Origin of the sequence: Collinsella aerofaciens, assembly GCF_028209395.1 — a bacterium.
In the GTDB taxonomy this organism is placed as follows: domain Bacteria; phylum Actinomycetota; class Coriobacteriia; order Coriobacteriales; family Coriobacteriaceae; genus Collinsella; species Collinsella aerofaciens_AZ.
In genome coordinates this window covers 1-22,328 of sequence record NZ_JAQLDQ010000003.1, presented here as the reverse complement: position 1 = coordinate 22,328, position 22,328 = coordinate 1, and the positions used below count along the sequence as shown (strand labels likewise).

Annotated in this window: 19 protein-coding genes and 1 riboswitch; of the genes, 10 read left to right on the top strand and 9 right to left on the bottom strand. The window is 59.3% G+C overall.

Features of this window, described 5'->3' with window-relative positions; all coding sequences use genetic code 11:
* Positions 1–63: 63 nt before the first annotated feature.
* The 5 genes from PMW67_RS02200 to PMW67_RS02180 all read left to right on the top strand — a co-directional run bounded on the left by PMW67_RS02200 (position 64) and on the right by PMW67_RS02180 (position 7,015).
* Positions 64–981 (top strand): diacylglycerol/lipid kinase family protein, encoded by a 918-nt coding sequence (locus tag PMW67_RS02200; RefSeq protein ID WP_138339781.1) that lies wholly within the window; start codon positions 64–66, stop codon positions 979–981.
* A gap of 408 nt (positions 982–1,389) precedes the next feature.
* Positions 1,390–3,339, top strand: a complete 1,950-nt coding sequence (locus PMW67_RS02195; RefSeq protein WP_271738627.1) for a C69 family dipeptidase — start codon at positions 1,390–1,392, stop codon at positions 3,337–3,339.
* A 400-nt stretch (positions 3,340–3,739) separates the two neighbouring features.
* Positions 3,740–4,312, top strand: a complete 573-nt coding sequence (locus PMW67_RS02190; RefSeq protein WP_271738626.1) for a hypothetical protein — start codon at positions 3,740–3,742, stop codon at positions 4,310–4,312.
* Between the two features lie 212 nt (positions 4,313–4,524).
* Complete coding sequence (locus PMW67_RS02185; protein WP_271738625.1) at positions 4,525–6,276, top strand: ABC transporter ATP-binding protein; 1,752 nt, start codon at positions 4,525–4,527, stop codon at positions 6,274–6,276.
* Positions 6,269–7,015, top strand: a complete 747-nt coding sequence (locus PMW67_RS02180) for an energy-coupling factor transporter transmembrane component T family protein (RefSeq protein ID WP_055309787.1) — start codon at positions 6,269–6,271, stop codon at positions 7,013–7,015. The genes PMW67_RS02185 and PMW67_RS02180 overlap by 8 nt, the downstream gene beginning before the upstream one ends.
* Before the next feature lie 126 nt (positions 7,016–7,141).
* Here PMW67_RS02180 and PMW67_RS02175 read toward each other — a convergent pair whose 3' ends face one another.
* Both PMW67_RS02175 and PMW67_RS02170 read right to left on the bottom strand, forming a co-directional pair.
* Positions 7,142–7,888, bottom strand: coding sequence for an aspartate/glutamate racemase family protein (locus tag PMW67_RS02175; RefSeq protein WP_254881658.1), 747 nt, complete (start codon positions 7,886–7,888; stop codon positions 7,142–7,144).
* Between the two features lie 84 nt (positions 7,889–7,972).
* On the bottom strand, positions 7,973–9,229 hold the full coding sequence (locus PMW67_RS02170; protein ID WP_271738624.1) for a carboxylate--amine ligase: 1,257 nt from the start codon (positions 9,227–9,229) through the stop codon (positions 7,973–7,975).
* 220 nt (positions 9,230–9,449) lie between these two features.
* Here PMW67_RS02170 and PMW67_RS02165 point away from each other — a divergent pair, with 220 nt between their 5' ends.
* Together PMW67_RS02165 and PMW67_RS02160 are read left to right on the top strand one after the other, a co-directional pair.
* Positions 9,450–10,082, top strand: coding sequence for an MOSC domain-containing protein (locus tag PMW67_RS02165; RefSeq protein ID WP_271738623.1), 633 nt, complete (start codon positions 9,450–9,452; stop codon positions 10,080–10,082).
* Between the two features lie 234 nt (positions 10,083–10,316).
* Complete coding sequence (locus PMW67_RS02160; protein ID WP_271738622.1) at positions 10,317–11,450, top strand: coiled-coil domain-containing protein; 1,134 nt, start codon at positions 10,317–10,319, stop codon at positions 11,448–11,450.
* Between the two features lie 37 nt (positions 11,451–11,487).
* Here the strand turns inward: PMW67_RS02160 and PMW67_RS02155 are convergent, their stop codons facing one another.
* The 5 genes from PMW67_RS02155 to PMW67_RS02135 form a co-directional block, all read right to left on the bottom strand.
* Complete coding sequence (locus PMW67_RS02155) at positions 11,488–12,867, bottom strand: serine/threonine protein kinase (RefSeq protein WP_271738621.1); 1,380 nt, start codon at positions 12,865–12,867, stop codon at positions 11,488–11,490.
* A 98-nt stretch (positions 12,868–12,965) separates the two neighbouring features.
* Positions 12,966–13,388 (bottom strand): XRE family transcriptional regulator, encoded by a 423-nt coding sequence (locus tag PMW67_RS02150; protein ID WP_148332723.1) that lies wholly within the window; start codon positions 13,386–13,388, stop codon positions 12,966–12,968.
* Positions 13,389–13,420: 32 nt separating this feature from the next.
* Complete coding sequence (locus tag PMW67_RS02145; protein WP_055309781.1) at positions 13,421–13,864, bottom strand: FxLYD domain-containing protein; 444 nt, start codon at positions 13,862–13,864, stop codon at positions 13,421–13,423.
* Between the two features lie 164 nt (positions 13,865–14,028).
* Positions 14,029–14,349: a hypothetical protein gene (locus PMW67_RS02140; protein WP_271738620.1), complete on the bottom strand. Its 321-nt coding sequence runs from the start codon at positions 14,347–14,349 to the stop codon at positions 14,029–14,031.
* A 2-nt stretch (positions 14,350–14,351) separates the two neighbouring features.
* Complete coding sequence (locus PMW67_RS02135) at positions 14,352–15,539, bottom strand: N-acetyldiaminopimelate deacetylase (protein WP_271738619.1); 1,188 nt, start codon at positions 15,537–15,539, stop codon at positions 14,352–14,354.
* A gap of 145 nt (positions 15,540–15,684) precedes the next feature.
* Positions 15,685–15,853, top strand: a riboswitch (Lysine riboswitch).
* Between the two features lie 65 nt (positions 15,854–15,918).
* Between PMW67_RS02135 and dapA the strand changes: the two genes are divergently transcribed.
* Genes dapA through dapD form a run of 3 tightly spaced genes read left to right on the top strand, consistent with a single transcriptional unit; the run spans position 15,919 to position 19,720 of the window.
* Positions 15,919–18,228: a 4-hydroxy-tetrahydrodipicolinate synthase gene (gene dapA, locus PMW67_RS02130; RefSeq protein ID WP_271738618.1), complete on the top strand. Its 2,310-nt coding sequence runs from the start codon at positions 15,919–15,921 to the stop codon at positions 18,226–18,228.
* Positions 18,221–18,961, top strand: a complete 741-nt coding sequence (gene dapB, locus PMW67_RS02125; protein ID WP_271738617.1) for a 4-hydroxy-tetrahydrodipicolinate reductase — start codon at positions 18,221–18,223, stop codon at positions 18,959–18,961. Before dapA ends, dapB begins: the two co-directional genes overlap by 8 nt.
* 39 nt (positions 18,962–19,000) lie before the next feature.
* Positions 19,001–19,720, top strand: coding sequence for a 2,3,4,5-tetrahydropyridine-2,6-dicarboxylate N-acetyltransferase (dapD, locus tag PMW67_RS02120; protein ID WP_271738616.1), 720 nt, complete (start codon positions 19,001–19,003; stop codon positions 19,718–19,720).
* A 251-nt stretch (positions 19,721–19,971) separates the two neighbouring features.
* On the opposite strand, the gene PMW67_RS02115 is transcribed toward dapD, so the two are convergent.
* Both PMW67_RS02115 and PMW67_RS02110 read right to left on the bottom strand, forming a co-directional pair.
* Positions 19,972–20,976, bottom strand: coding sequence for a nucleoid-associated protein (locus tag PMW67_RS02115; RefSeq protein WP_022094136.1), 1,005 nt, complete (start codon positions 20,974–20,976; stop codon positions 19,972–19,974).
* Positions 20,977–21,087: 111 nt separating this feature from the next.
* Positions 21,088–22,173: an Mbeg1-like protein gene (locus PMW67_RS02110; protein WP_271738615.1), complete on the bottom strand. Its 1,086-nt coding sequence runs from the start codon at positions 22,171–22,173 to the stop codon at positions 21,088–21,090.
* Between the last annotated feature and the right edge of the window lie 155 nt (positions 22,174–22,328).

Sequence of the window (22,328 nt, the reverse complement as noted above, 5' to 3'; positions counted from 1 at the left end):
CGGGTAGGATATCGGCATTGCCTTACAACTATACTCGGTTAGTCACAGAACGGGAACGTAAGTATGCGCTGCCTTATCATCCACAACCCGGCATCGGGCCCCAGCTCAGATGAAATCTTCGCATTCACGCACGCCCTTGCACAGGGCGGCGACGAGGTCGTGATGCGCTTTATCGGCGATGGCATGGAACCCGAGGACGCCGTGGCAGACGTGCGCGAGTTTGACCGCGTGGTCGTTTCGGGCGGCGACGGCACTGTCTCCAACGTGCTCGACCAGATGCGCGGATGCGGTGTCCCCACGCTCGTCTTCCCCTCCGGTACGGCCTGCCTGTTCTTCAACAACATCGGTAATGCCCCCGAGGCGGCGGCGCTCGCCAAGGCCTGCCGTGCCGGTCGCACGGTCAAAGTCGACATGGGCGAGCTCTTTTGGCTCGACGAGAACGGCAACGAGAAGCGCCACGGCTTTATCATCATCGCCGGCTCGGGCTTCGACGCCGAGATCATGATGAAGGCCGCCCCCACCAAAAACGACATCGGCGAGATCGCTTACTTCCTCTCCGCGCTCGCCACGCCCAATCCCACGGTGGCGCACTTTACGATTGAGCATGACGGCATTGTCGAGGAGCTCGACGGCATCTGCTGCATGGCCGGCAACACCTCGGTCATCCAAAACGACATCAACCTGTTCCCCGACTGCCGTATGAACGATGGCATGGTCGACATTGCGGTCATCGAACCCGTAAAAACTGTGCAGCTTCTACCGACTGTGATCACCGCCGCACTCGACCCCGCCGGCAAGGTACTCGGCCGCCCGCAGTTCAAGATCATCCAGACCAAGGAAGCCAAGATCACCTGCACCCCGTCGCTGGGCATGCAGTTCGATGGCGAGATTATCTCCAGCAATTCGGGCGTCTTTGGAGCCCGCGCGCTTCCGCAATGCCTCGACCTCATCGTCGACGAATTCTCCCCGCTCGGAAAATAGGAGGACCCTATGAACGACAATCCCCTGCTCGGCTTTATCATCATCGTTTTGGCCATGCTCGTCGGCTATGCGATCAACGTGATCCACCGCCGGAAGAAGTAATTCCACATTGGTATGATATTCATCCAATTATCGTCTCCCCTGCTGTTTATGCATTTGCCAAACAGCGGGGAATTTTCTTTGCGCCCCGTGCAAGGCGCTTTATTCAGGTAATGTAATTGCAGGACGTCTTTATTAAAGTAAAGCTACAAACCGAGTATAATTAACCACTCATCGCATATTTCATTACGCTTATCGAGTAAGTTTCTTTCATAGATGAATATTGTTTCCAGTTCGTTACGCTAATGGGGTGTCTTTATTGGCTGAAGCTCTCTGGCAACGGAGAGCTTTCGCACGCTGGGAGGGAAAATGAGGAAAACTCACCCCGTCAACGCGCTCAAAAAGCTTGGCATAGGCCTCGCCTTTGGAGCTGCAACCATCATGTCCATGCCGACGTCTGCGCTCGCCTGCACGCAGATCTACATGGGCGGCAAGCTCACGGCGGACGGCAACACGTACTACGGCCGCGCCGAGGACTTTGGCAAGCGCTATCTTAAGCACTACGGCATCGAACCTGCCCACGAACCTGGCTTTAAGTACAGCTCGATTGAATCTGCTTTTGAATACACTTCGAACAAGCCTACCTATCGCTACAGCTATGTACGCGACCACCCCTCCAACTGGATGGGTCGCACCGACGCCTACTCCGAGGCCGGCATCAACGAGAAGGGCGTCTCCTGCTCCGCCACGCTAAGCACCTCCTATAACGAGGAGGCCGCTGCAGCAGACCTCATCGATGAGGAAGTGGGTCTGGGCGAGTACAGTTACGGCAGCATCATCCTGGGCGAGAGCGCCACGGCCCGCGAGGGCGTCGAGCTTCTCGGCAGCCTGATCGATGATCAAGGCGTCTGCACCAACGACCAGATCATCATCGCCGACAACAACGAGACCTGGCTGTTCGCCACACTTTCCGCCCATCAGTGGATCGCCATGAAGCTCGCTGACGACGTCGCGTCGCTCAACCCTAATATCGGGAGCCTCAACTACGATGTCGACCTCAATGACACCGAGAATTGCCTCCACTCTGAAAAGATCCAATCCATGCCCGAAGAAAAGGGTTTCGCCAAATACTCCGCTGACGGCAAATTCGATGTCGCCCAAACGTATGGCGAAAGCCTCGCCGATTCCGGCGTAAACCAGTGGTCCCGCTATGTGCAAGGCCGCGATTATTTTGGTAGTCAGCTGACCGAAGGCACAGATTACGACATTATCACAGTAAAGGAGAAAGGAAAACCTGACCAAAAGGGAGCCATGGTCAGCGAAATCCAGCCCCTGTTCTTCAAGCCTGGCAAGTCTGGTTGGAGCACTTTCGAGTTGATTCGCGCCTTCGGCAACCGCGGCGAGAACGTCCCTGGCCTCAACGCGAACACTGATGGTGTTTATTGCATCGGCAGCGAGCGCAACACCGAGATCAACCTCTTCCAGATTCGTCGCGGGTATGACCCCGAAGTCGCTACCATCCAGTGGGAAATGCTCTCCCGCGCCGCGTACTCCGTCGCCATCCCGTTGTACTCCGCTCTGATAACTGAGGTCAGCCCGTACTTCAGCGATCAGACCGTCTCCTTCGATCACTGCAAACAGACTGACGTCGTGTACAACGAGGAGCCCGAGAACTCAATCAACTACGTCCTCATGGACATCAGCTCGCTCTGCTTTGAGAACCCTGACACCCTTGGTATCAGCGTCCGTGCCTACCTCGATGCGCTCCAGAACGAGCTCATCGAGCAGAACAAGGAAGTTGACGCCGCCATGCTAGCCGAGACGACCACCGAGGGCCGCACTGCCCTGGCCAACAAGGCCGGCAAGGCTGCTACCGAGAACACCTACAAGAAGTGCAAGGCCCTGCTCCAGGAGATGCGCGCCTATCAGAAGGCCGAAAACTTCGACCAGCCCTTCACCCCGAGCGACCTGAACACCGAGACCAACGGCCTCAAGGTGTCCATCACCTACGCCAAGGACGCTCTTGCCACCGACCCGGTAACCCCGGATCAGCCTGGTACTCCTGAGCAGCCCGGTACTCCTGAGCAGCCCGGTACCCCCGAGCAGCCCGCTAAGCCCGAGCAGCCCACCACCAAGCCCGAGAAGCCTGGCAAGTCGGACACCACGACCACGGTAACCACCAACAAGACGAACACCAAGGGCGGCCTGCCCACCACCGGTGATCGTTTTGATGGCCGCATGGTGGCCGCATTCGCCATCGCTGGCGTTGCCGTCATCTCCGCGGGCGGTTACTTCCTCTACCGTCGCAATAAGGAGTAACGTCTTAGCTGAGCGGACAAGGCAGCAATGGCAGCCTCGCCCGCTCAGCCCGCTCTTTTGACCGGCGGGAAACCCGCCTGAAATCTTTTTAAAAAAGATTTCCCCGCACACACTTCGCTGTGCTATAGTGCAGCGCAACAGCAACTAGGTGCGACCGCGCCACGGCATCACGAAAGGAGCCACCAACATGAAGAACACGATGAAGTCTCTCAACAACTGGTGGTGGCGTGATGCGAATACGATCGGTCGACAGTGAGTCCCTCACGCCTGTTTTTGCGCTCTAGGTGATTGGAAGGCCTCCGGTTTCGACCGGGGGCCTTTTTCTATCTCGAGCCCGATCGCATTCGCATCACGCGCCTCCACTTTTCTCTTGCACCCCCATTCCGAAAGGATTTTCACCATGTCTCAGAACACCACCGCCGCCCAGCCCCGCACCGTCCAGACCGCCGACCGCGGCAAACTCGACGTCCGCGCCCTCGTCCTGCTCGCCATCCTGCTCGCTGCCGGCTTCATCCTCAACTTCACCGTCGGCAAGGCCATCTCCGGCATCTCGGGCGGCATGATCAGCCCCGAGTTCATTATCTCGGCCTTCTGCCTCACCATCCTGGTCGTTCGCCCCAACATCGGTCAGGCGCTCGTCATTGGTCTCATCTCGGCGGCCGTGATCCAAATCACCACCACCTCGCCGTTTGTCGATTTTGCCGCCGAGGGCATCGCCGCCATGCTCATGGCCGTCATTGTCAACGCCGCCGCCAAGGACGGCCAGGTTAAGCCTGTCGTCGCCATCGTCGCAACATTCGTGACCACTTTTGTCTCGGGCGTCATCTTCATGGTCATCAAGATGGCCATGCTCGGCGTTGTGGGCGAGCTCGCCGCAGCCATGCTGCCCGTCGTCGCCATGACCGCCGTGTTTAACGCCATTCTGGTCGGCGCCCTCTACCTGCCCATCCAGAAGGCCCTTAAGCTCAACTAACCTGCTCGGCTTTACAAGCCAGCCCATCTTGGCGTTCATTCGTCGCTCGCGTACCCAAGTACACTTCGTTCCTCTTTCGCGCCAACCTGGGGCACCTCGTAAAGCCGTCTCCGTGCTTCACCACCAAAGACCGTCCCAAACAACGAGCTTTTGGGGACGTTCTTAAACGACTAGTCATGTAAGAACATCCCCAATGACTATGAAAGGTATCCATGGAAACGATCATCAACGTCGACGATGTCTCGTTCTCCTATGGCACGCAAACCGAGCAGGCGCTCAGCCACATCTCGCTCAGCGTGAACAAGGGAGATTTCATCGGCATCATCGGGCCCTCGGGCGCCGGCAAGTCCACGCTTGCCGCCTGCCTGTCGGGTGCCGTGCCCCACCACTACACCGGCACGTTCTTTGGGTCCGTCATGGTTGACGGCCACGACACCTGCGAGGTCTCGCTGACCGACGTGTCGCAAATCGTCGGCAGTGTGCTGCAGGATATCGACACGCAGATGGTCGCTTCGGTCGTCGAGGACGAGATGCTCTTTGGCCTCGAGAACTTTGGCGTTCCCCACGACCAGATCGAGCAGCGCGTGAGCGAAACGCTCGAGACCGTCGGCATCAGCGACCTGCGCGACCGCGAGATCGCCACCCTCTCGGGCGGACAGAAGCAAAAGGTAGCCATCGCCGCCATCCTCGCCATGCGTCCGCGCGTCTTGGTTCTCGACGAGCCCACCGCGGCACTCGACCCCGCCAGCTCCACGTTGGTCTTCGAGACGCTGCGTGAGGCAAACCGCACACTTGGAATCACCATCGTCGTCGTTGAGCAAAAGGTCGCCCTGCTCTCGGAGTACTGCAACCGCGTGCTCGTGCTCAACCATGGCGAAATCGCGCTGCAGGGCGAGCCACACGAGGTCTTCGCGCATACCGACGAGCTTCGTGCCATCGGCGTCGACTGCCCTCGCGTCACGCGTATCTTCAATAGCCTCGAAACCGATGGTCTAGTAAGCGGTACCCCTTGCTTGGATGTCGATGAGGCCGAGTGCCTGATTTCGGGCATCGTCGACCCCGCACGCGCGGCTATCGAAGCCCAGGCGCCCGCCGGTTCCCCGCATGCACCGTCGTTGCGCCCTCATGCCAAGGACGCCGAACCCGTACTCACCTTCGACCATGTTGAGTTTGCCTATCCCAATGGCGGAGCCGCCGTACACGACCTTAGCCTGACGCTCTATCCTGGCGAGCTCGTGGGCATCGTCGGCCAAAACGGTGCCGGCAAGACCACGCTCACCAAGCTGCTCGCGGGTCTGCTCAAGCCCGCCTCGGGCAGCGTGCGCGTCACGGGACTGGATACCGCAACCGTCCCCACGAGCCGCATTGCCCGCGAGGTCGCAACCCTCTTCCAAAACCCTGACCGTCAAATCTGCAAGGACACCGTGCTCGACGAGGTCGCCTTTGGCTTGGAGCTTGGCGGCATGGACCGCGCCGAGGCTCTGCGTCGTGCCCAACTCGTCATCGACCGCTTTGGCTTGCCGGCCGACGAGGCGCCTTTCTCGCTTTCGCGCGGCCAGCGACAAATGGTGGCACTCGCCTCCGTCGTGGTCGTAGAGCCCAAAATCGTGGTGCTCGACGAGCCCACGAGCGGCCTTGATTACCGCGAGTGCATGACCGTCATGGAAACGGTGCGTACCATGGCCGAGCGTGGCTGCGCCGTAATCATGGTCTGCCACGACATGGAAGTCGTCTCCGACTTTGCCGAGCGCATCGTAGTAATGGCCGACGGTCGCATCCTCGATCGCGGCCGCACGCACGAGCTGTTCTCGAACATCGAACTCATGCAGCATGCCTACGTTGAGCCGCCCCAGGTCATCGAACTCTCGCGCCGTCTGGCATCTTCCGTCTCGCCCGCTTTTGCGCAGGTGAGCGAGGTCACCGATGTCGTTCGAATTACCAAGGAGATGGTCCACCGTGGTTAACGTCATCGACTACATGCCGGGCGATACGCTGCTGCATCGCCTGAATCCCGTCGTCAAACTGGGCCTCGCCGCCGCCATCATCGTCGGCATCTTTTTGTCCGACACCTACGTGGCGCTGCTGGGCTTTCTGGCGCTCACGCTCGCACTGGGAGCTTACGCCGGCGTCGTCGACCGTCTGTTCTCGCTGCTCAAGTTGCTGATTCCGCTCGCGCTTATCATGCTGATGCTCCAGCTGGCCTTTATGCGCGATGGCAACGTGGTGTGGGGTTTTATCACCGACACGGGCCTCATCACAGGATCGAAGGCCTGCCTGCGCCTGCTGGGTGTGGCGTTACCACTCATCCTCATGCTCATGGTGACCAAGCTCAACGACCTTGCCAACGCCTGCGTCGAGGTGCTGCATGTGCCGTATCGCTATGCCTTCACCTTTACCACGGCGCTGCGCTTTGTACCGGTGTTTGGTCAGGAGATGAATGCCATCATGGAGGCGCAGACCGCACGCGGCGTCGAGTACGATACCAAGAACCCCATCAAGAAGCTTAAGCTCATGCTGCCACTGTGCGTGCCACTGCTCATCTCGAGCGTGGGCAAGACCGATGCCACAGCCTTGGCGGCAGAACAGCGCGGCTTCTATCTGCGCACACGCGCCAGCTCGTACAAGCGCTATCCCATCAAGGGTCTGGACATCGCCGTGCTCATCGTCAGCATCGCCCTCATCGCCATCGGCTTCCTGTTCTAGTTCACCACCGACAGCAACCACCCAACGCAAAAGGCCTCGGCTCGCACCAAACGAGCCGAGGCCTTTACTGTTTCCCCAGATAATACCTACCAAAAATAAACCTGTCCCTTTTTGGCAGATCGAGGGCTATTGGCGGTAGGGGGCGCCGCTGCGGATGACGGATTCGCGCACCAAGACGTCCATGGCGTCGAGGGTAATCTCGGGCATCTCGCGGTATTTCTGCAGCACCGAGAGCTCCGTGCAGGCCAGGATGACGCGGTCGCAGCCGCTACGGGCGAACTCCCACATCACGCGGTCGAACTTATCCATATCGGGCTCACGTCCGGCCTTCACATCATCATAGATAAGCGACATCACATCGTTCTGACGTTTCTCGCTGGGATAGACAACCTCAACACCCGCAGCCTTACATTCGCGGCCGTAGACGCCCGCGCCCACGGTACCGTCGGTGCCCATGATGCCGATCTTATGCACCGGCTCGGCCGGCATACTCAGGTTGGGGTCGAACTCGCACTCCCCCATCACCGCACCGGCCAGAGCATAGCGCACCGACTCACGCGGCATGTGGATAATCGGCACCTTCGTAAACGACTGGATCTGGTCATAGAAGTAGTGTGACGTGTTGCAGGGAATGGCAATGTGTGCACAGCCCAGCGACTCGAGTGCCTGGGCGCACTCTTTCATGGTCGCCAGCAGTTTGGCATGCTCGCCGGTCTTAATGGCCAGCGTGCGGTCGGGCATGGTCGACTTGGAGAGTACCACCATGTCGATATGTTCCTGATCGCAGGCAGCAGCCGTATGACGCACCACCTGGTCGTAGTAATACGACGTTGCCTCGGCGCCCATGCCGCCGATAACTCCCAGCTTTTCCATCGCCGCCTCCTTGGTGACGCTTGCGCAATTGCGCGTATCATACCCGCGCCCGCCCGATGCAAACCGGACGGGCGCCGCGCTCATCTACTTGTAATACGTCTTGAACAGCTTAAAGTGGCGCAGCTTGGTGTGCCACATGCGCAGCCAGCGGTTAAAGACAAAGTCGCCCTTCATAAACGAAGGGTCGGCGCCCTTGCCTTCCTTGTCCAGGCGATGCACCTTAGCACGCAGCTCGGGATCCTTGACGTACTTGTCGACGACGCCCATGGGGACGACCATCCACAGGGCCTCGTCCTGAGCCGTCACAAACTCCGGCTCAAACGGACGGTTGAACACATACTCGTCCACCACATACTTGGCAACGTTAAAGCCGCTGTTGGTGACGTAGTAGTTGCTGCGACCCTGGCGCGTGTTGAAATCGAAGAACTTAAACGAGCCATCGCGCTCGTCGTACTTAACGTCAAAGTTGGAATAGCCCACAAAGTGAAGGTCCTCGAGCAGCTTGCGCACGCCGCCCATGAGCTCGTCGTTGGGCTCGGTAATGATACAGGCATGGTTGCCGACACCGTGGGGCTGATGCTCCTCGAGCAGCACATGGCCCAGGCACATCATGCGGACCTTACCGTTGCGGTCGGAATAGCTGGTGAGCACGCGCATGTACTCGTCGTTGCCGGGCACGCGATCCTGCAAGATCAGATCGTCGGTGTAGCCGCTGGCATACGAATCGCGGATGACCTGTTCCAGCTCGGCGCGGTCGGCAATCTCATAGGCCTTCTTCTGGCCCTCGAACTCATGCTGCCACCACATGATGCCATCAGAAGGCTTCAGAATCATCGGGTAAGGAAAATCGATCTGGTCGAGCACTTCGGCAGGCGCCTCACCCTGGGCATTGAGCATCGCCTTGGTAAAGGTAAACGTGTGCGGATAGGGCACGCCATGCTTCTCGCACAGCTCGTAGAAGATCTCCTTCTTCTGGCACTGCTCGAGCATGCTGTAGGGCGCGTAGGGAGCGACGATGTTATCCGCCAGCTCATGAGCATCTTTGGCTTGAGCCACGAGGGCGACATAGTTGTCGCCACAACCCACAAGGACAATCGTCTTGTCGGCATGCGCTTGGGCAATGCCGTTGACGGTTTTGAGCATCACGGACATGGTATCGATATCCACGTTGGGCGTGTAGTCGATAATCTGGCTGCGGTACGCGGGACCCGTCTGGTACTTGCCAAAGACCAGACTCTTGACCTGGTACTCCTCGTAGAAGGCGCGCGCCACCGAATAGGCGTTGATGTCGCCACCGAGCAGCACGGGAATGAACTCGCGCTCTGTAAACTGCAATGCCATGGAAACTTCCTATCATGAACTGCCCACACAACGGGCGGTCTTTGCGCAACTGATTTATTTTAGCGTGCCAAGCCGCCGGCGCCCAAAGCTCCACCGTATCTATGACAATCGACGTAATCGTCCAGCACGAGGACGGCGCTCACCGTTGTACGACAATGGGCAATGAACCTACCATTGTTGTAGGATTCAACATGTTGCCTGCCCCGTCGAAAGGTGCACCGTGCCCCAGGCTCATCCGATCAACAACCCCATCATTGACGCCGCCAAGCGCGAACTTGCAGATCGTGCCCAGACGACAGCTCCCCTACGCACCGCAAACGATGCTTACAACGGGCCTGCCCGTATCGTCTCAATCAACACGTCGGAGCACAAAGGCACGCGTAAGTCACCCGTCGCCGACGGGCACGACACCGTCATCGAGCAGTTTGGCCTCGCCTCCGATGCGCACGCCGGGCATTGGCACCGCCAGGTTTCCTTTTTAGCTGCAGAGTCTATCCAGACGGCGCAGGCGCGCGGGCTCGATGTGCACGAGGGCGACTTTGGCGAGAACTTCACAACCCAGGGTATCAACCTGCTCTCGCTCCCCCTGGGAACGCAGCTCAAGATTGGCAACGATGTCCTGGTCGAAATCAGTCAGATCGGCAAGGTCTGCCACACCCGCTGTGCCATCTACTATCTCGCTGGCGACTGCATCTTTCCCCACGAGGGCGTTTTTGGCGTGGTGCTAAAGGGCGGAGAGGTCCATACCGGCGACGAAATCCAGGTGGTCAAGCTCGGCGACGGCACTTGCTCGTTCACCCCCGCCGAGGCGCTCGAAGAGATTGAGCAGGCTCGTCGCGAAGGAACCCTGTAGTTGCAAAATCCCACGTTGAAGTAGCTTTTACAGCCAAGAATCCCGTTGCAATAGGGTGCCGTAACGTTAAAGTTGAACTCTATGGTTTCTCAACAATTCATCATAACTGCAGGTCAAAGCCAAAGCCTCAAGTTCAACTTGACCCTTTGGGACCTTTAAGGTTCAAGTTGAGGTCGAAAGCAGTAGTAGAATACACCTCGAACCATAACCTACGATTGATTGCAGAGGGACTGGATGCAGCATTCGAATCATCGCACCGCAGCGCTCATTGCGTCGACGCCGGCTCGTATCATCACGAGCGCCGCGCTCGCCGTTGCGCTGACGGCCACGCCGATGCTCTCCCCCGTTGCGGCGTATGCCGCCTCGCAGGCAACGCAGGACCAGCTTTCCGCAGCCCAGCAGAAGATCGAAGCCGCCACGAGCGCCTACAACGACGCCCGCACCAAACTCGATGACCTGCAAAAGCAGATTGACTCCAATGAGGCAAGCATCGAGGAAATCGAAGCCAAGCTTCCCGAGCAGCAGGCCAAGGCAAGCTCCGCCATGCGCGATCTGTACAAGTATCAGAAGGGCACCAATCCCATTGTGAGCTTCCTGGTCAACGCACAGAGCCTGGGTGAGTTCATCACGACCTGCAAATACACCAACCAGATCACGAGCTCGAGCGTCGACGAGATCGAAGAGCTCAATAACATGCAAACCGAACTCGAGCAGAACAAGGCTGAGCTCCAGCAGGCCAAGTCTCAGCTTGAGGCAGAGCAGAAAAACGCCGAGGACGCGCTGGCGCAGGCCCAGCAGCTCCGCAGCGAGGCGCAGGCAAAAGCCGAGCAGGAAAATGCCGCCGAGCTTGCCAAGCTTGAGGCCGATAAGGCCGCTGCCGCCGAGAAGCTCTCGGGCGAGGGCGTAAGCGGCAGCAATTCCAGCAGCCAGGCCAACAACGCCAACACCACCATCGACACCACGGTGAACAACGCCAATACCGGTAGCTCCGATTACGATTCGTTCATTAATGAGTGGACGAGCCGCATCGACAATTATCTCGCCGGCTCCCCCATGGCAGGCCAGGGCTATAACTTTGCCGTCGCCGCTTGGAATACCGGTGTCGACCCCCGTTGGTCCCCCGCCATCGCCTGCATCGAGAGCACCAAGGGTGCTTATTGCGCCAATTCTTACAACGCCTGGGGCTGGAGTGCACGTGGCGGCGGTTGGCGCAGCTTTGGCAGCTGGAGCGAGGGCATCTCCGCCCACGTTGCCTATCTGGGCGCCAACTACGGCTCCACCCTTACCCCGGCTGCGGCCAAAAAGTACTGCCCGCCCACGTGGCAGGACTGGTACAACAAAGTCGCCGCTCAAATGAACCGCATCTAAGTGCAACTGCAAAGGGCCCCAATGGGGCCCTTTTCTTTTAGGTAGCGGAGGTATCGACGACGCCGGTCGCATTGGCAACCGCAACTATGACGATCATGCATAGGAGCAGCACACCCAATGCCTTGAGCCAGAGTTTCGCGAGCTTCTTGCCGCGATAGCTGTCGAGCAATGCGAATCGCCGACGAAGACGGCGCTTATCGAGCAGTGCAAAATGCATAAGCACCATAAGGCCATCGACAAAGAAAAAATACTCGATTATGAGAAGCCACGTCGGGTAGCTTTGGTTTGCTCCGGTGGGGTGAAAGACGGCAAAGTGACTTCCGGCAAAGAACACAAGCAGCGAGAAGCAGACGAGCGTATTCCAAATGCGCCCCAGAGACTCCGGAACGCGAGAGAGCAGACCACATGCAGCGGAGGCGGCAGGCCTAGGAAGCCCTGCGGGGTTCTGGAGCCCTTGGGGCGTCAACGCCGTCTCCGAGGCCGGAGTACGGACAGGCGCAGGCGCAGAAGGCCGCACGGGGCGACTCAGATCGTATGCCGCGCGCGTCGCCCGTCCCAACGCTTCCGCACTCGCAAAACGCTTGGCCGGGTCGAGCGCCATCGACATGCAGACGGCATCGGCAAGTGAAGTGGGAATGCCTCGCGCCTCGCATTGCTCGCGCATGTCGAGCCCTGGCTTAGGGTCGACTCCCGTCAAGCAGAAGAACAACAGGGCGCCAAGTGCGTAGACGTCGCTTCGCACGCTCGTCTGCCCAAACCCATACTGCTCGGGCGGCGCATAGGGCCGTGTCCCAAACTTGACGGTGTCGGCATCGGCGCCATCGCGCCATACGCGCGCGATCCCCAAGTCGATAATCACCAGCGATGAAAATGTCAGGCCGTCATTAGGCGTATAGTTGGCACCTGTCACGATGATATTCGACGGCTTGAGGTCGCGATGGATCTCCGGCGCCGACGTCTCCCCCGCCATTGCAAAACCGGCATGGAGCTCACCCACGGCGTCGCAAAGGGCAGGATACAATTCACGCGCATAATCGGGGGTGGCTCCCAGACGGTCCACCAGCGCCCCGAGTGTCTCCCCTTCGATGTATTCCATAACCACGTTGAGCTCGTCGCCCACACGACGACAATCGACGATTCTGGGCAGGTGCTCAAAACGCCTGCCTGCCCGCTGAGCGGCAAATAGACGCTCGTATGCCCCTCCGATTTGAGCCGAAGCATCGATGCGTTTACGGACAAAGGGGCCGAGCGAACCACCGCCGGTTCCTTCAAAGTACACGAGCTCGGTTGTTTCAACGGACGAGCGCTTAAGTACACGCTCCACGCGATAGCTGTCGTCGCGATCGAGCGACGCCAGGTGCTCGACAAGCGCTGCGGTCAGCTCGTCATCGGAATATGTTGGGGTCTGAGTATCCATAGCCTCCATCATAGCGCAGGGCGCAGACACCCCATGGCATCCGCGCCCCGTTCGTTTGCGTCGTTGTTCGGCAGCTCCGCCAGCTCAGATATCAACCGCTAACTCACCGTCTCCTCGCCAAAGCGATACAGCTCCTCGTTGACCTTTTGGAGGCTGCACCCGCGATCGATACAAAAGATGATAATCGCATCGCGGCGGTCCTTACAATTGAGGATGTTGGCACCCGCCGCCGTCAAGGCGCGGTTGGTCTCCTTGAGCGTTAGCGCCATGGCGAAGGCAATCTGCAGCACCTTATTGCGACTCGGATGACGCGCACCGGTAAAGATCTGATAGCCAAAGGTCTCATTGAGATCGGCCATACGAACCACGCGCGAGCGCTCCAAGCCCTTTTCCTGCAGCAGCTGCTTCAGGTAGTCCGAAAGCGACGGGGTGGCAAAGTCGTGCTCCTTGATATAGCCATCGATGTTTGGCGCGTCGAGAAGCTCATTGAGTAACTCGTCAGTCAGCTTTTTATCGGGCATACGGCTTCACCTCCCCCAGTGCATGCAACATGCTAGAAACCACTTACGTCCGAACGCTCCCAGCTAGCAACCTGGTCGGGAGACACTGTACCCAGCGCCTCGAACTTCCAGGAGCCGCCCGCCTTCAGATGATTGGTGTTTGCAAGAGCCGTTCCAACCTGGTTGCCATCGGCATCATACAGAACATACTCAATCTGAATGTAGCTCTTTTCCTTGTCCGTGTTATTGGTCAGCGTGCCCGTGATCTTATAGGCAAACTGATTGGAGGTGTCTTCAGCCTCATCAGCAATGGTATACGGTTCTTGCGGTTCTTTTTGCTCCTCAGCCTGCTGTGTCGCCTCGGCAGGTTTTGCCGAATCGCTCGCAGACGAATCGGTTGAATTGCCACCCATAGAGCCCACGGCACCGACGATAACCAGCACCACGATGACGCCTAGGACAATCTTGCCGATCGGCTTCTTTCCCTCTTTTGCCATTATTCATCCTTCCTACGATCCGGCTACCGCGCCGGCACACAGCACATCGTAGGAAGGATTAAACTTGAATTCATTAGCTGAGAGCTAAGGTTGCGGTAAACGGCCAATGCAGTTATCCAAACGCCGAGCAAACGCACTTTGCGCGACCGTCTGCTGGCAGCGCATCAACCCACCGTGACGGATTTCCCGGTAAAGGCACTGATCATCAACAGGGCAAAGAACACCAGGTAGCTGACACTCAGCGGGTACGCAATGATCAGGAAGACGACCCAGCCGACATTGGTTTTACCGTCGGCACGGCGTTGCTCGCGATTGCGGCAGAGCCAAATCGTCACGCCAATAGTCACAATCAACAGCACGAGTGCCGCTGCTGCCAACCCGGCAAGCGCAAACATCACGCCAATGCTCACAGCAATAACCGGAAGCAGCAGCAGGCCGCACCCGCACCCACCAGGACTATACACGGCAGTCTGTCGGCGCCTCATCATCACTCCAAGTCAAGCAATCGTTTGTAGACATCGAGGCCTTTGAGCAGAATTTCCTCGTCAAAGAGCATGGTATCGGTATGCAGAGCGCTCGTGGCATAGGCGGGACAGCCATCCGGATCACTCGGGTTTTCTTGACCCTCCGGCACGCCCGTGCCCAGCAAGAAGAACACGCCCGGCAGATGGCGCTGATAGAACGCGAAATCCTCGGCGATTAGCAGCGGCTCGTCCACAAGTTGCAACTCGGACAAGGCAGGCGCAATGCAGGCAAACAACTCAGGGTCGTTATCGACCGGTGGATAGCCCTCGGCAAAGTCAAGATCATACGTGCAGCCCGTTGCGGTGCACGCCTCGTCGAGCACACGGCGTACGCCTTCGCGCGCACGGTCGAACATGTCGTCCGTAAACACACGTAGGCTGCCGGCAACATGGGCCTCCCCCGCCACCGCGTTGCAAACGGTGCCAGCCTGCAGCAGGCCAAACTTGCCGATACAGGGCTCGTCGGTGCCCAGCTCGTCCATCAGCTCGCGCTCGGCAACCAAAAACTTAGCTGCCGCCAACGCGGCATCGTGCGACTCCCCAACCGGCACACCATAGGTCTTAGCAATGTGGATGCTCGTACCGTGAATATGGATATGCGTCTCGCTCGAACGCGCCAGCAGCGGACCGGAACAACTCGCCAACGTGCCGGCAGGCAGATCGGGCCACACATGGAAGCCAAAAATGCGGTCGGCCCCATAGCGCTCGAACACACCACTCTCGCATACCGTCTTGGCACCACCGGTCGTTTCCTCGGCCGGCTGGAACACAAAAAGAACGTTGCGCCTAATGGCGCCCGGCTGTTCGCGAATCGTACGGTCGACATACGTCGCGGCGGCAAGCGCCATGGCCATGTGTCCGTCATGTCCGCAAGCGTGCATCTTGCCGGGATGGGTCGAGGCAAAGGCTGCTCCCGTCGCCTCCGCGATGGGCAGCGCGTCCATATCGGCGCGAATCGCCGTGGCATGCGCGGCATCAACGCCGGCGTCGAAGAAAGCACAGACGCAGCTGGGGCACGGATGGGTCACTTCGCAGGTGAGCGGTGCCAGCACGCCCTCGATATAGGCAATGGTTTGCGGAAGATCGAAATCGAGCTCCGGAATGCGATGCAGGTCGCGACGATAGCGACGAAGTTCTTGGAGCTCGGTCATAAAGGATCCTTCCATGGGGCATATCCATTCGCACAATATTGTGATGCAGAATTGTGACGCCCTTGTTTCTAACATATCCCTGCATTTTTTAAACGTTATATACGAATACTCTTGTTTGGTAAAGTGCAACGTGATAGGGTCTTTACCACTTGATAGAGGCGCGGGCACGAAGAGCCGCGGGCGAGCCGGCAGGCTTTGACCCCGTGGGGAGGCGAAACCCGCCGAACTGGGTTTTTCGGGCACGAACAACCTGGTGGGCCTGTGGGAAACACCCACAGGACTGTCTGCAGCAATGCGGGAGCGCTATCCGGACATGGGGTCCACGCTATGCGGATTCGATGCGCAGATGGCGCCGTCTGGATAGCGAGGTTTACGGGACATGGCATTGACCCCCAACGAGGCATATGCGGCCAAGCAGCCGTTTGTGGACAAGGAGACACTCGAGCATATCGTCGAGCAGTTCCCCACGCCGTTTCATCTATACGACGAGGCGGGCATCCGCCGCAACATGCAAGAAGTGCGCGACGCCTTTGCATGGAACCCGGGCTTTAAGGAATACTTTGCCGTCAAGGCCAACCCCAACCCGGCGCTCATCTCCATTCTCAACGAATACGGCTGCGGCTGCGACTGCTCGAGCTATACCGAGCTCATGATCGCCCGCTCGCTGGGTATCACGGGACACGGCATCATGTTCTCGTCCAACGATACGCCGGCTGCCGACTTTGAGCTCGCCGACAAGCTGGGTGCCATCGTCAACTTTGACGACATCAGCCACATCGAGTTCTTTGAGCGCGTTGCGGGGCCCATCCCCAAGACGGTCAGCTGCCGCTTTAATCCAGGCGGTCTGTTCCAGCTCTCCAATGGCATCATGGACAACCCGGGCGACTCCAAATATGGTATGACCACCGAGCAACTCTTCGAGGCCTTCCGCATGCTCAAGGCCAAGGGCGCCGAGGACTTTGGCATCCACGCATTCCTTGCCAGCAACACCGTCACCAACGACTACTACCCCAAGCTCGCGCGCATCCTCTTTGAGCTTGCCGTACGCCTGGAGCGCGAGACCGGCGCACACGTCGCTTTCATCAATCTGTCCGGCGGCGTCGGCATCCCCTACCTGCCCGAGCAGCAGGCCAACGACATTCACGCCATCGGCGAGGGAGTACACGCGGCATACGACGAGATCCTGGTTCCCGCCGGCATGGGCGATGTGGCCATCTGCACTGAGATGGGCCGCTTTATGATGGGCCCCTACGGCTGCCTGGTCACCAAGGCTATCCACGAGAAGCAGATCTACAAGGACTATATCGGTGTCGATGCAAGCGCCGTCGATTTGATTCGCCCTGCCATGTATGGCGCCTACCACCACATTACGGTGATGGGTCAGCCGGGCGGCGCCGACAAGGCCACGGCGCCCGTCACGAACACCTATGACATCACGGGCAACTTGTGCGAGAACAACGATAAGTTCGCCATCGACCGCGAGCTGCCGCAGATCGACATGGGTGATGTGCTCGTGATTCACGATACCGGCGCGCACGGTTACTCCATGGGCTACAACTACAACGGCCGTCTGCGCTCCGCCGAGGTATTGCTGCGCCCCGACGGCTCGGCAGACCTCATTCGTCGCGCCGAGCGCCCAGGCGACTACTTTGCCACGCTCGACGTGCTGCCGTGCGGCCGCGAGCTGCTGGCAAAGTCGCGCGCCGAAAGCGCCCGTCGTCGCGCCCAGGACAAATGCTTGGCCGTCGCCGCCCAATGGAACAAACGCATCCAGATCGCAGAAGCGAAGGAGAAGAATATGGATGTCCGCAACCTCGAGGGCTCGATCGTCGCCCTCGTCACGCCATTTAAAAAGGACGGCAGTGTCGACTTTGACGCACTCGAGCGCCTTATCGATTTCCACCTGCAAAACGGCACCGACGCCATCCTCACCCTGGGCACCACCGGCGAGAGCGCCACGATGACCGATGACGAGGACAACTCCGTTGTCGCCGCAGTGGTCAAGCAAGTTGCAGGACGCATCCCCGTCATCGCCGGCTCGGGCTCCAACTCCACGCAAACCATGCTCACCAAGTCGCTCACCTACCAGGGCTTGGGAGCCGACGGCCTACTGCTCATCACCCCCTACTACAACAAGTCCAATGAAGAGGGTATCTATCGGCACTTTAAGACCGTCGCCGACGCCGTGGACATCCCCTGCATCCTGTACAACATCCCCGGCCGCTGCGGCTGCAGCATCAGCGAGCGCAACGTTGAGCGCTTGGCCGCACACCCCAACATCATGGGTATTAAGGAAGCCTCGGGCAACGTCGCCTACGCGGCCAAGATTGCCCACCTGCTGTCCGACGACTTCCGCATGTACTCGGGCGAGGACGCGCTCACCGTGCCGCTCATGAGCCTGGGCGCCTCGGGCACCATCAGCGTGTGGGCCGACGTTCAGCCGCAGCTCGTGCATGACATGTGCCGTGCCTATCTGGACGGTGACGTGGCACGTGCCCGCGACATCCAAATTGCCGGCCAGCCGCTCATCAACGCCCTCTTTAGTGAGGTCAACCCCATCCCCGTTAAAGAAGCGCTCGCTCAGATGGGTATGATCGAGGCAAACTACCGCATGCCGCTATGCCCCATGGCCAACGACACGCGCGCTGCACTTACCGATGCTCTGAAGGGAGCTGGTCTGCTTGATTAAGACCGTCATTATGGGAACGGGCCGCATGGGCTCGCTCATCCGCACCACCGCCGAGGGCGTTGTCGACGCCGCCGGTCAGCCCGTTTTTGATATCGTCGCCCAGATCGGTTTTGATCTGTCCGAGCTCGAGAGCGCACCGGCAGCCGACGTCATCATCGACTTCTCGAACGTTGCGACCTTCGATGCCGTCGTCGCCTATGTCGAGCGCACGGGCGCCGCACTCGTTTCCGGCACCACGGGCTACACACCCGATCAGATGGACCGCCTGCGTGAGCTGGGTCAGAACGCCCGCGTCATGCACTCCGGCAATTACTCCATCGGTATCGCAGCCCTGCGTCATCTGGTAGCACAGGCCACACGCGAGCTGCCCGGCTTTGACTGCGAGATTGTCGAGACGCACCACAACCAAAAGGTTGACGCCCCCAGCGGCACTGCCAAGTTGCTGCTCGACGCCGTAGTTGAGGCCGAACCCGAGGCAGGCTACCACCCCGTCTATGGCCGCGAGGGCATGTGCGGCGTGCGCGACCCCAAGGAAATCGGTATACACTCGCTGCGCGGCGGCACCGTCGCCGGCGTGCACGAGGTGAGCTTCTTTGGCCAGGACGAGGAAGTCACGCTTACACACCGTGCCACGAGCCGCCAGATCTTTGTCAACGGCGCCCTGGCCGCCGCCCAGAAGCTCGTCACCCGCGACCCCGGCTTCTACACCTTCGACCAGGTCATGTTTGCCTAACCAGATATCAACCGTATCCACGCAAAGGAGAAACAGCATATGAGTAACGCAGCCGAGATGGATGCACAGGAGATTATCAACTACATCGCCACCGCGCCCAAAAAGACGCCCGTCAAACTGTACGTGCGCGAGAAGCCGGGCATGAAGGTCCAGTGGGGCAACGCACACGTCTACGGCGGTCGTCGTGGGAAGACCGTCTTTGGCGACTGGGATGAACTCAAGGCCATCCTCGATGCCAATGCCGACTCCATCGACTACTACGACGTCGAGAATGACTGCCGCAACTCCGCCGTGCCCATGCTCGACCTCAAGGGCATCAACGCCCGCATCGAACCGGGCGCGATCATCCGTGACCGCGTCGAGATCGGCGACCGCGCCGTCATCATGATGGGTGCCATCATCAACATCGGCTCCGTCATTGGCGAAGGCTCCATGATCGACATGGGCGCCGTGTTGGGTGGCCGCGCCACCGTGGGTAAGAACTGCCACATCGGCGCCGGCACCGTGCTGGCAGGTGTCGTGGAGCCCGCCAGCGCCACGCCCGTCATCATCGAAGACGACGTCATGATCGGCGCCAACGCCGTGGTCCTGGAGGGTGTGCGCGTGGGCAAGGGCGCCGTCGTTGCCGCCGGCGCCGTATGCATCGAGGACGTCCCCGCCGGTGCCGTCGTGGCTGGCGTTCCCGCCCGCGTCATCAAGATGCGCGATGCCCAGACCGACAGCAAGACCGGTCTCGAGGAAGGTCTGCGCAAGCTGTAGGGTTACGCGGTTTTACCAAACCGCGTAACAGGTCGACGCTGCAAACGCCCCTAGGCGGCAATCTGACGTTCAATCGTCGGGCATGACCAGAAGGTCAATGCCCTCCTCTTTCGCGTCACCTTGCTCGCCTAGGGGCGTTTTCGCTGGCGTATGCTCAACCTACGGCGCAATGTCAGCGACCAAGCCGAAAACAAAAAGGCCGAAGTCCCGAAGGGTTTCGGCCTTTGTTTTCCACAGCGTCCAAGCGCAGTTTATCGATTCTCGATGCTGCCGATGTTTTTGAGCTCGATGGAGATGAGGCCGTTGGGCTCGTTGACGAACTCGATGTATTCGGAGTTCGAACCCATCTCGGCCGGGAAGCTGATCTCGATACCCGTGTCGGTACGGATCTTATGATTGCGCACCGCCGCGCGTTCGACCTGTTTGCGCTCCACGGGCACACGCTCAGGCACCTTCTCCTCGGTCAGTGCCGCGCGCACGCTCTCCTTGATAACCGGTTCGTCCTCAAAGACCTCATCGACGATATCCCAAGGCGGCAGCTCCTCGTCATCCTCAACCTTCTCGGCAACGGCAGCCTTAACCTTAGCGAGCGCTACAGCCGTGTTGGCACCGTGCTCCTCGGCGACTTCCTCGACCACACGCGTCACGGTGTCGATGACCTCCTTGCCCGATACGCCCGTGTCGCACTGCAGCAGGCCGTCGGGAATGAGCATACGATCCTCGCCGGCAATCTTGCGCTTCTTGTCCACGTAGCCGATCTCCATGGTACTCGCGCGCACGATGGCATAGCTCGGCACCTTTTGCGAGGGGTTTGGCAGAATGGCGTAGTGGCGCGCGATGTCGTTGCGCACCTCCCCCTCCTCGCGGCCCACTTCGTGCATAAAAGCCTGCTTGGAGCCCAGCAGCATCACGGCAAACCAGCGGGCATCCTCATCGTCGTCAAAATCGGCCACGAGTACGTCGGTGGACTCGGCTTTCTCGGCTTTGGTGAGCTCGGAGGAGATAAACTCCGCAATCTGCTGCGACAGGTCCACGAACTCGCGCTCGCCAAAGAAATAGCCCTTGAGCTCGCCGCCAAACGCTGAGTTCTCGGCAAACGTGGCGCGTTTATTGTCGGCCGAGGTACGCGCGCGGCGCAGATGCGTGGTCACGAAGTTGCGCACGGTACGGCTCTCGATATCGAGCTCGCGCTGGCTCATGACGTTGACGGCAGAGTCAAAGTCCAGGATATGCAGGATCGCGTGATTGATTTTCATATACGGCATTCCGTTCTAGATCGATTTCGGCACGAACCAGTATAGCGGTCGAGCCCGCCCCAGGCGCATCGAAGATTGGCGCATCGGGGACAGGCTGCTTTGCACCAATGGCTAGCGCAGGAGCTCGGACTGCCAAGCCTCGAGCTGTTCTGCCAAACTCTTGCCGGCAGCGGGCATGTCGATCTGAGGGCGTTTGGGCAGCAGTGCGCATTTAAGGATTGCCACGATGGTCTGCGAGACAAAACGTCGTGTATCCTTGTCAAAGTCTTGTGCAGCCTGGAGCATCACGGGCAGGCTCTCGCGCAGATTCCCAGCGATATCCGCAAACCGCTCGGCACCCGTAGCCTCAAACACGGAGAACAACGCATCTACAAAACGCTCGCGCTCGCTAGGCGACACTGCAAGCAGCATCTCGCGAATGGAACCATCAACGTATCGAGCACCGGCGGACAGGCGCTCACAGTACACGAAGTCGCGACCATCAACCACCCAGCTAAAGGGATTGTGCTGCAGCAGGCTGAACTCGGTGCTCTCAACGATGGCATAGTCCTCCTGTGTCTCGAACATCATGCCAAAGATCGACGACCGAGGAAGCGTCTTGTCGATTCGACCGGAAAGACCGGCAAAGGCGTTGCCGTTCAGAAACTCCTCGACGAAGCCCGGACCATCATGAGAATACGCCCGTTCGATTCGCTCACGGGCGACATCGGAGCACATTGCCGCACCGTACACCGCAAGGTTTCCACCCTTGGAATGACCTCCGCACAAAAGCGGCCCGTCAATCGCATCCGCCGCCTCGTCCACATAGCGCGCCGCGGATTCCTGGGCCGGCACAGGACACCGGAACGCCATGTTAAAGTCCTCTTTCCAGCCCACAATCGTACTGTCGGTCCCCCGGAAGGAAAGATAGCTAAACCCCGCCGGAAACCGGAACGCCATGGCTGCAAACTGCTCCGTCGCCACCACATCGCTCACGGCACGATAGCCGCAAACGTGCACGCCGCGGTAGCGAGGACTTGCTGCCACGGCCTCCAACAAGGCCCTGCTCCCTTCCGGGTCCCACAAGTCGTCAATCATGTCCCGGTAGCACTCGGCACGCAGCAGCTCGCGTACGTCTAGGCCCTGCCAGTTCGTCAGCTCCGCCATATCACCCGGCAAACGCAAATAGGACAGCCACGCAAAGACCAGGCTATCCACCGCGCAGAACGGCCGCTCCTCAAACGGATCAAACGCCGTTGTTAGCGCCGGGCGATTTTAGCCGCTAATAGTCAAACGATTTTGACCAATCCCGGTCACCGAATAATGGCCACCGTGCCTCCCCGCCGCCACTACGCTGGTGGTGCCAACACGCC

What these genes read in the sequence shown, in the direction of transcription:
- PMW67_RS02200 (WP_138339781.1), top strand. Translation starts at nt 64, where the DNA reads ATGCGCTGCCTTATCATCCACAACCCGGCATCGGGCCCCAGCTCAGAT.
- PMW67_RS02195 (WP_271738627.1), top strand. Translation starts at nt 1,390, where the DNA reads ATGAGGAAAACTCACCCCGTCAACGCGCTCAAAAAGCTTGGCATAGGC.
- PMW67_RS02190 (WP_271738626.1), top strand. Translation starts at nt 3,740, where the DNA reads ATGTCTCAGAACACCACCGCCGCCCAGCCCCGCACCGTCCAGACCGCC.
- PMW67_RS02185 (WP_271738625.1), top strand. Translation starts at nt 4,525, where the DNA reads ATGGAAACGATCATCAACGTCGACGATGTCTCGTTCTCCTATGGCACG.
- PMW67_RS02175 (WP_254881658.1), bottom strand. Translation starts at nt 7,888, where the DNA reads ATGGAAAAGCTGGGAGTTATCGGCGGCATGGGCGCCGAGGCAACGTCG.
- PMW67_RS02170 (WP_271738624.1), bottom strand. Translation starts at nt 9,229, where the DNA reads ATGGCATTGCAGTTTACAGAGCGCGAGTTCATTCCCGTGCTGCTCGGT.
- PMW67_RS02160 (WP_271738622.1), top strand. Translation starts at nt 10,317, where the DNA reads ATGCAGCATTCGAATCATCGCACCGCAGCGCTCATTGCGTCGACGCCG.
- PMW67_RS02155 (WP_271738621.1), bottom strand. Translation starts at nt 12,867, where the DNA reads ATGGATACTCAGACCCCAACATATTCCGATGACGAGCTGACCGCAGCG.
- PMW67_RS02150 (WP_148332723.1), bottom strand. Translation starts at nt 13,388, where the DNA reads ATGCCCGATAAAAAGCTGACTGACGAGTTACTCAATGAGCTTCTCGAC.
- PMW67_RS02145 (WP_055309781.1), bottom strand. Translation starts at nt 13,864, where the DNA reads ATGGCAAAAGAGGGAAAGAAGCCGATCGGCAAGATTGTCCTAGGCGTC.
- PMW67_RS02140 (WP_271738620.1), bottom strand. Translation starts at nt 14,349, where the DNA reads ATGAGGCGCCGACAGACTGCCGTGTATAGTCCTGGTGGGTGCGGGTGC.
- PMW67_RS02135 (WP_271738619.1), bottom strand. Translation starts at nt 15,539, where the DNA reads ATGACCGAGCTCCAAGAACTTCGTCGCTATCGTCGCGACCTGCATCGC.
- dapA (WP_271738618.1), top strand. Translation starts at nt 15,919, where the DNA reads ATGGCATTGACCCCCAACGAGGCATATGCGGCCAAGCAGCCGTTTGTG.
- dapD (WP_271738616.1), top strand. Translation starts at nt 19,001, where the DNA reads ATGAGTAACGCAGCCGAGATGGATGCACAGGAGATTATCAACTACATC.
- PMW67_RS02115 (WP_022094136.1), bottom strand. Translation starts at nt 20,976, where the DNA reads ATGAAAATCAATCACGCGATCCTGCATATCCTGGACTTTGACTCTGCC.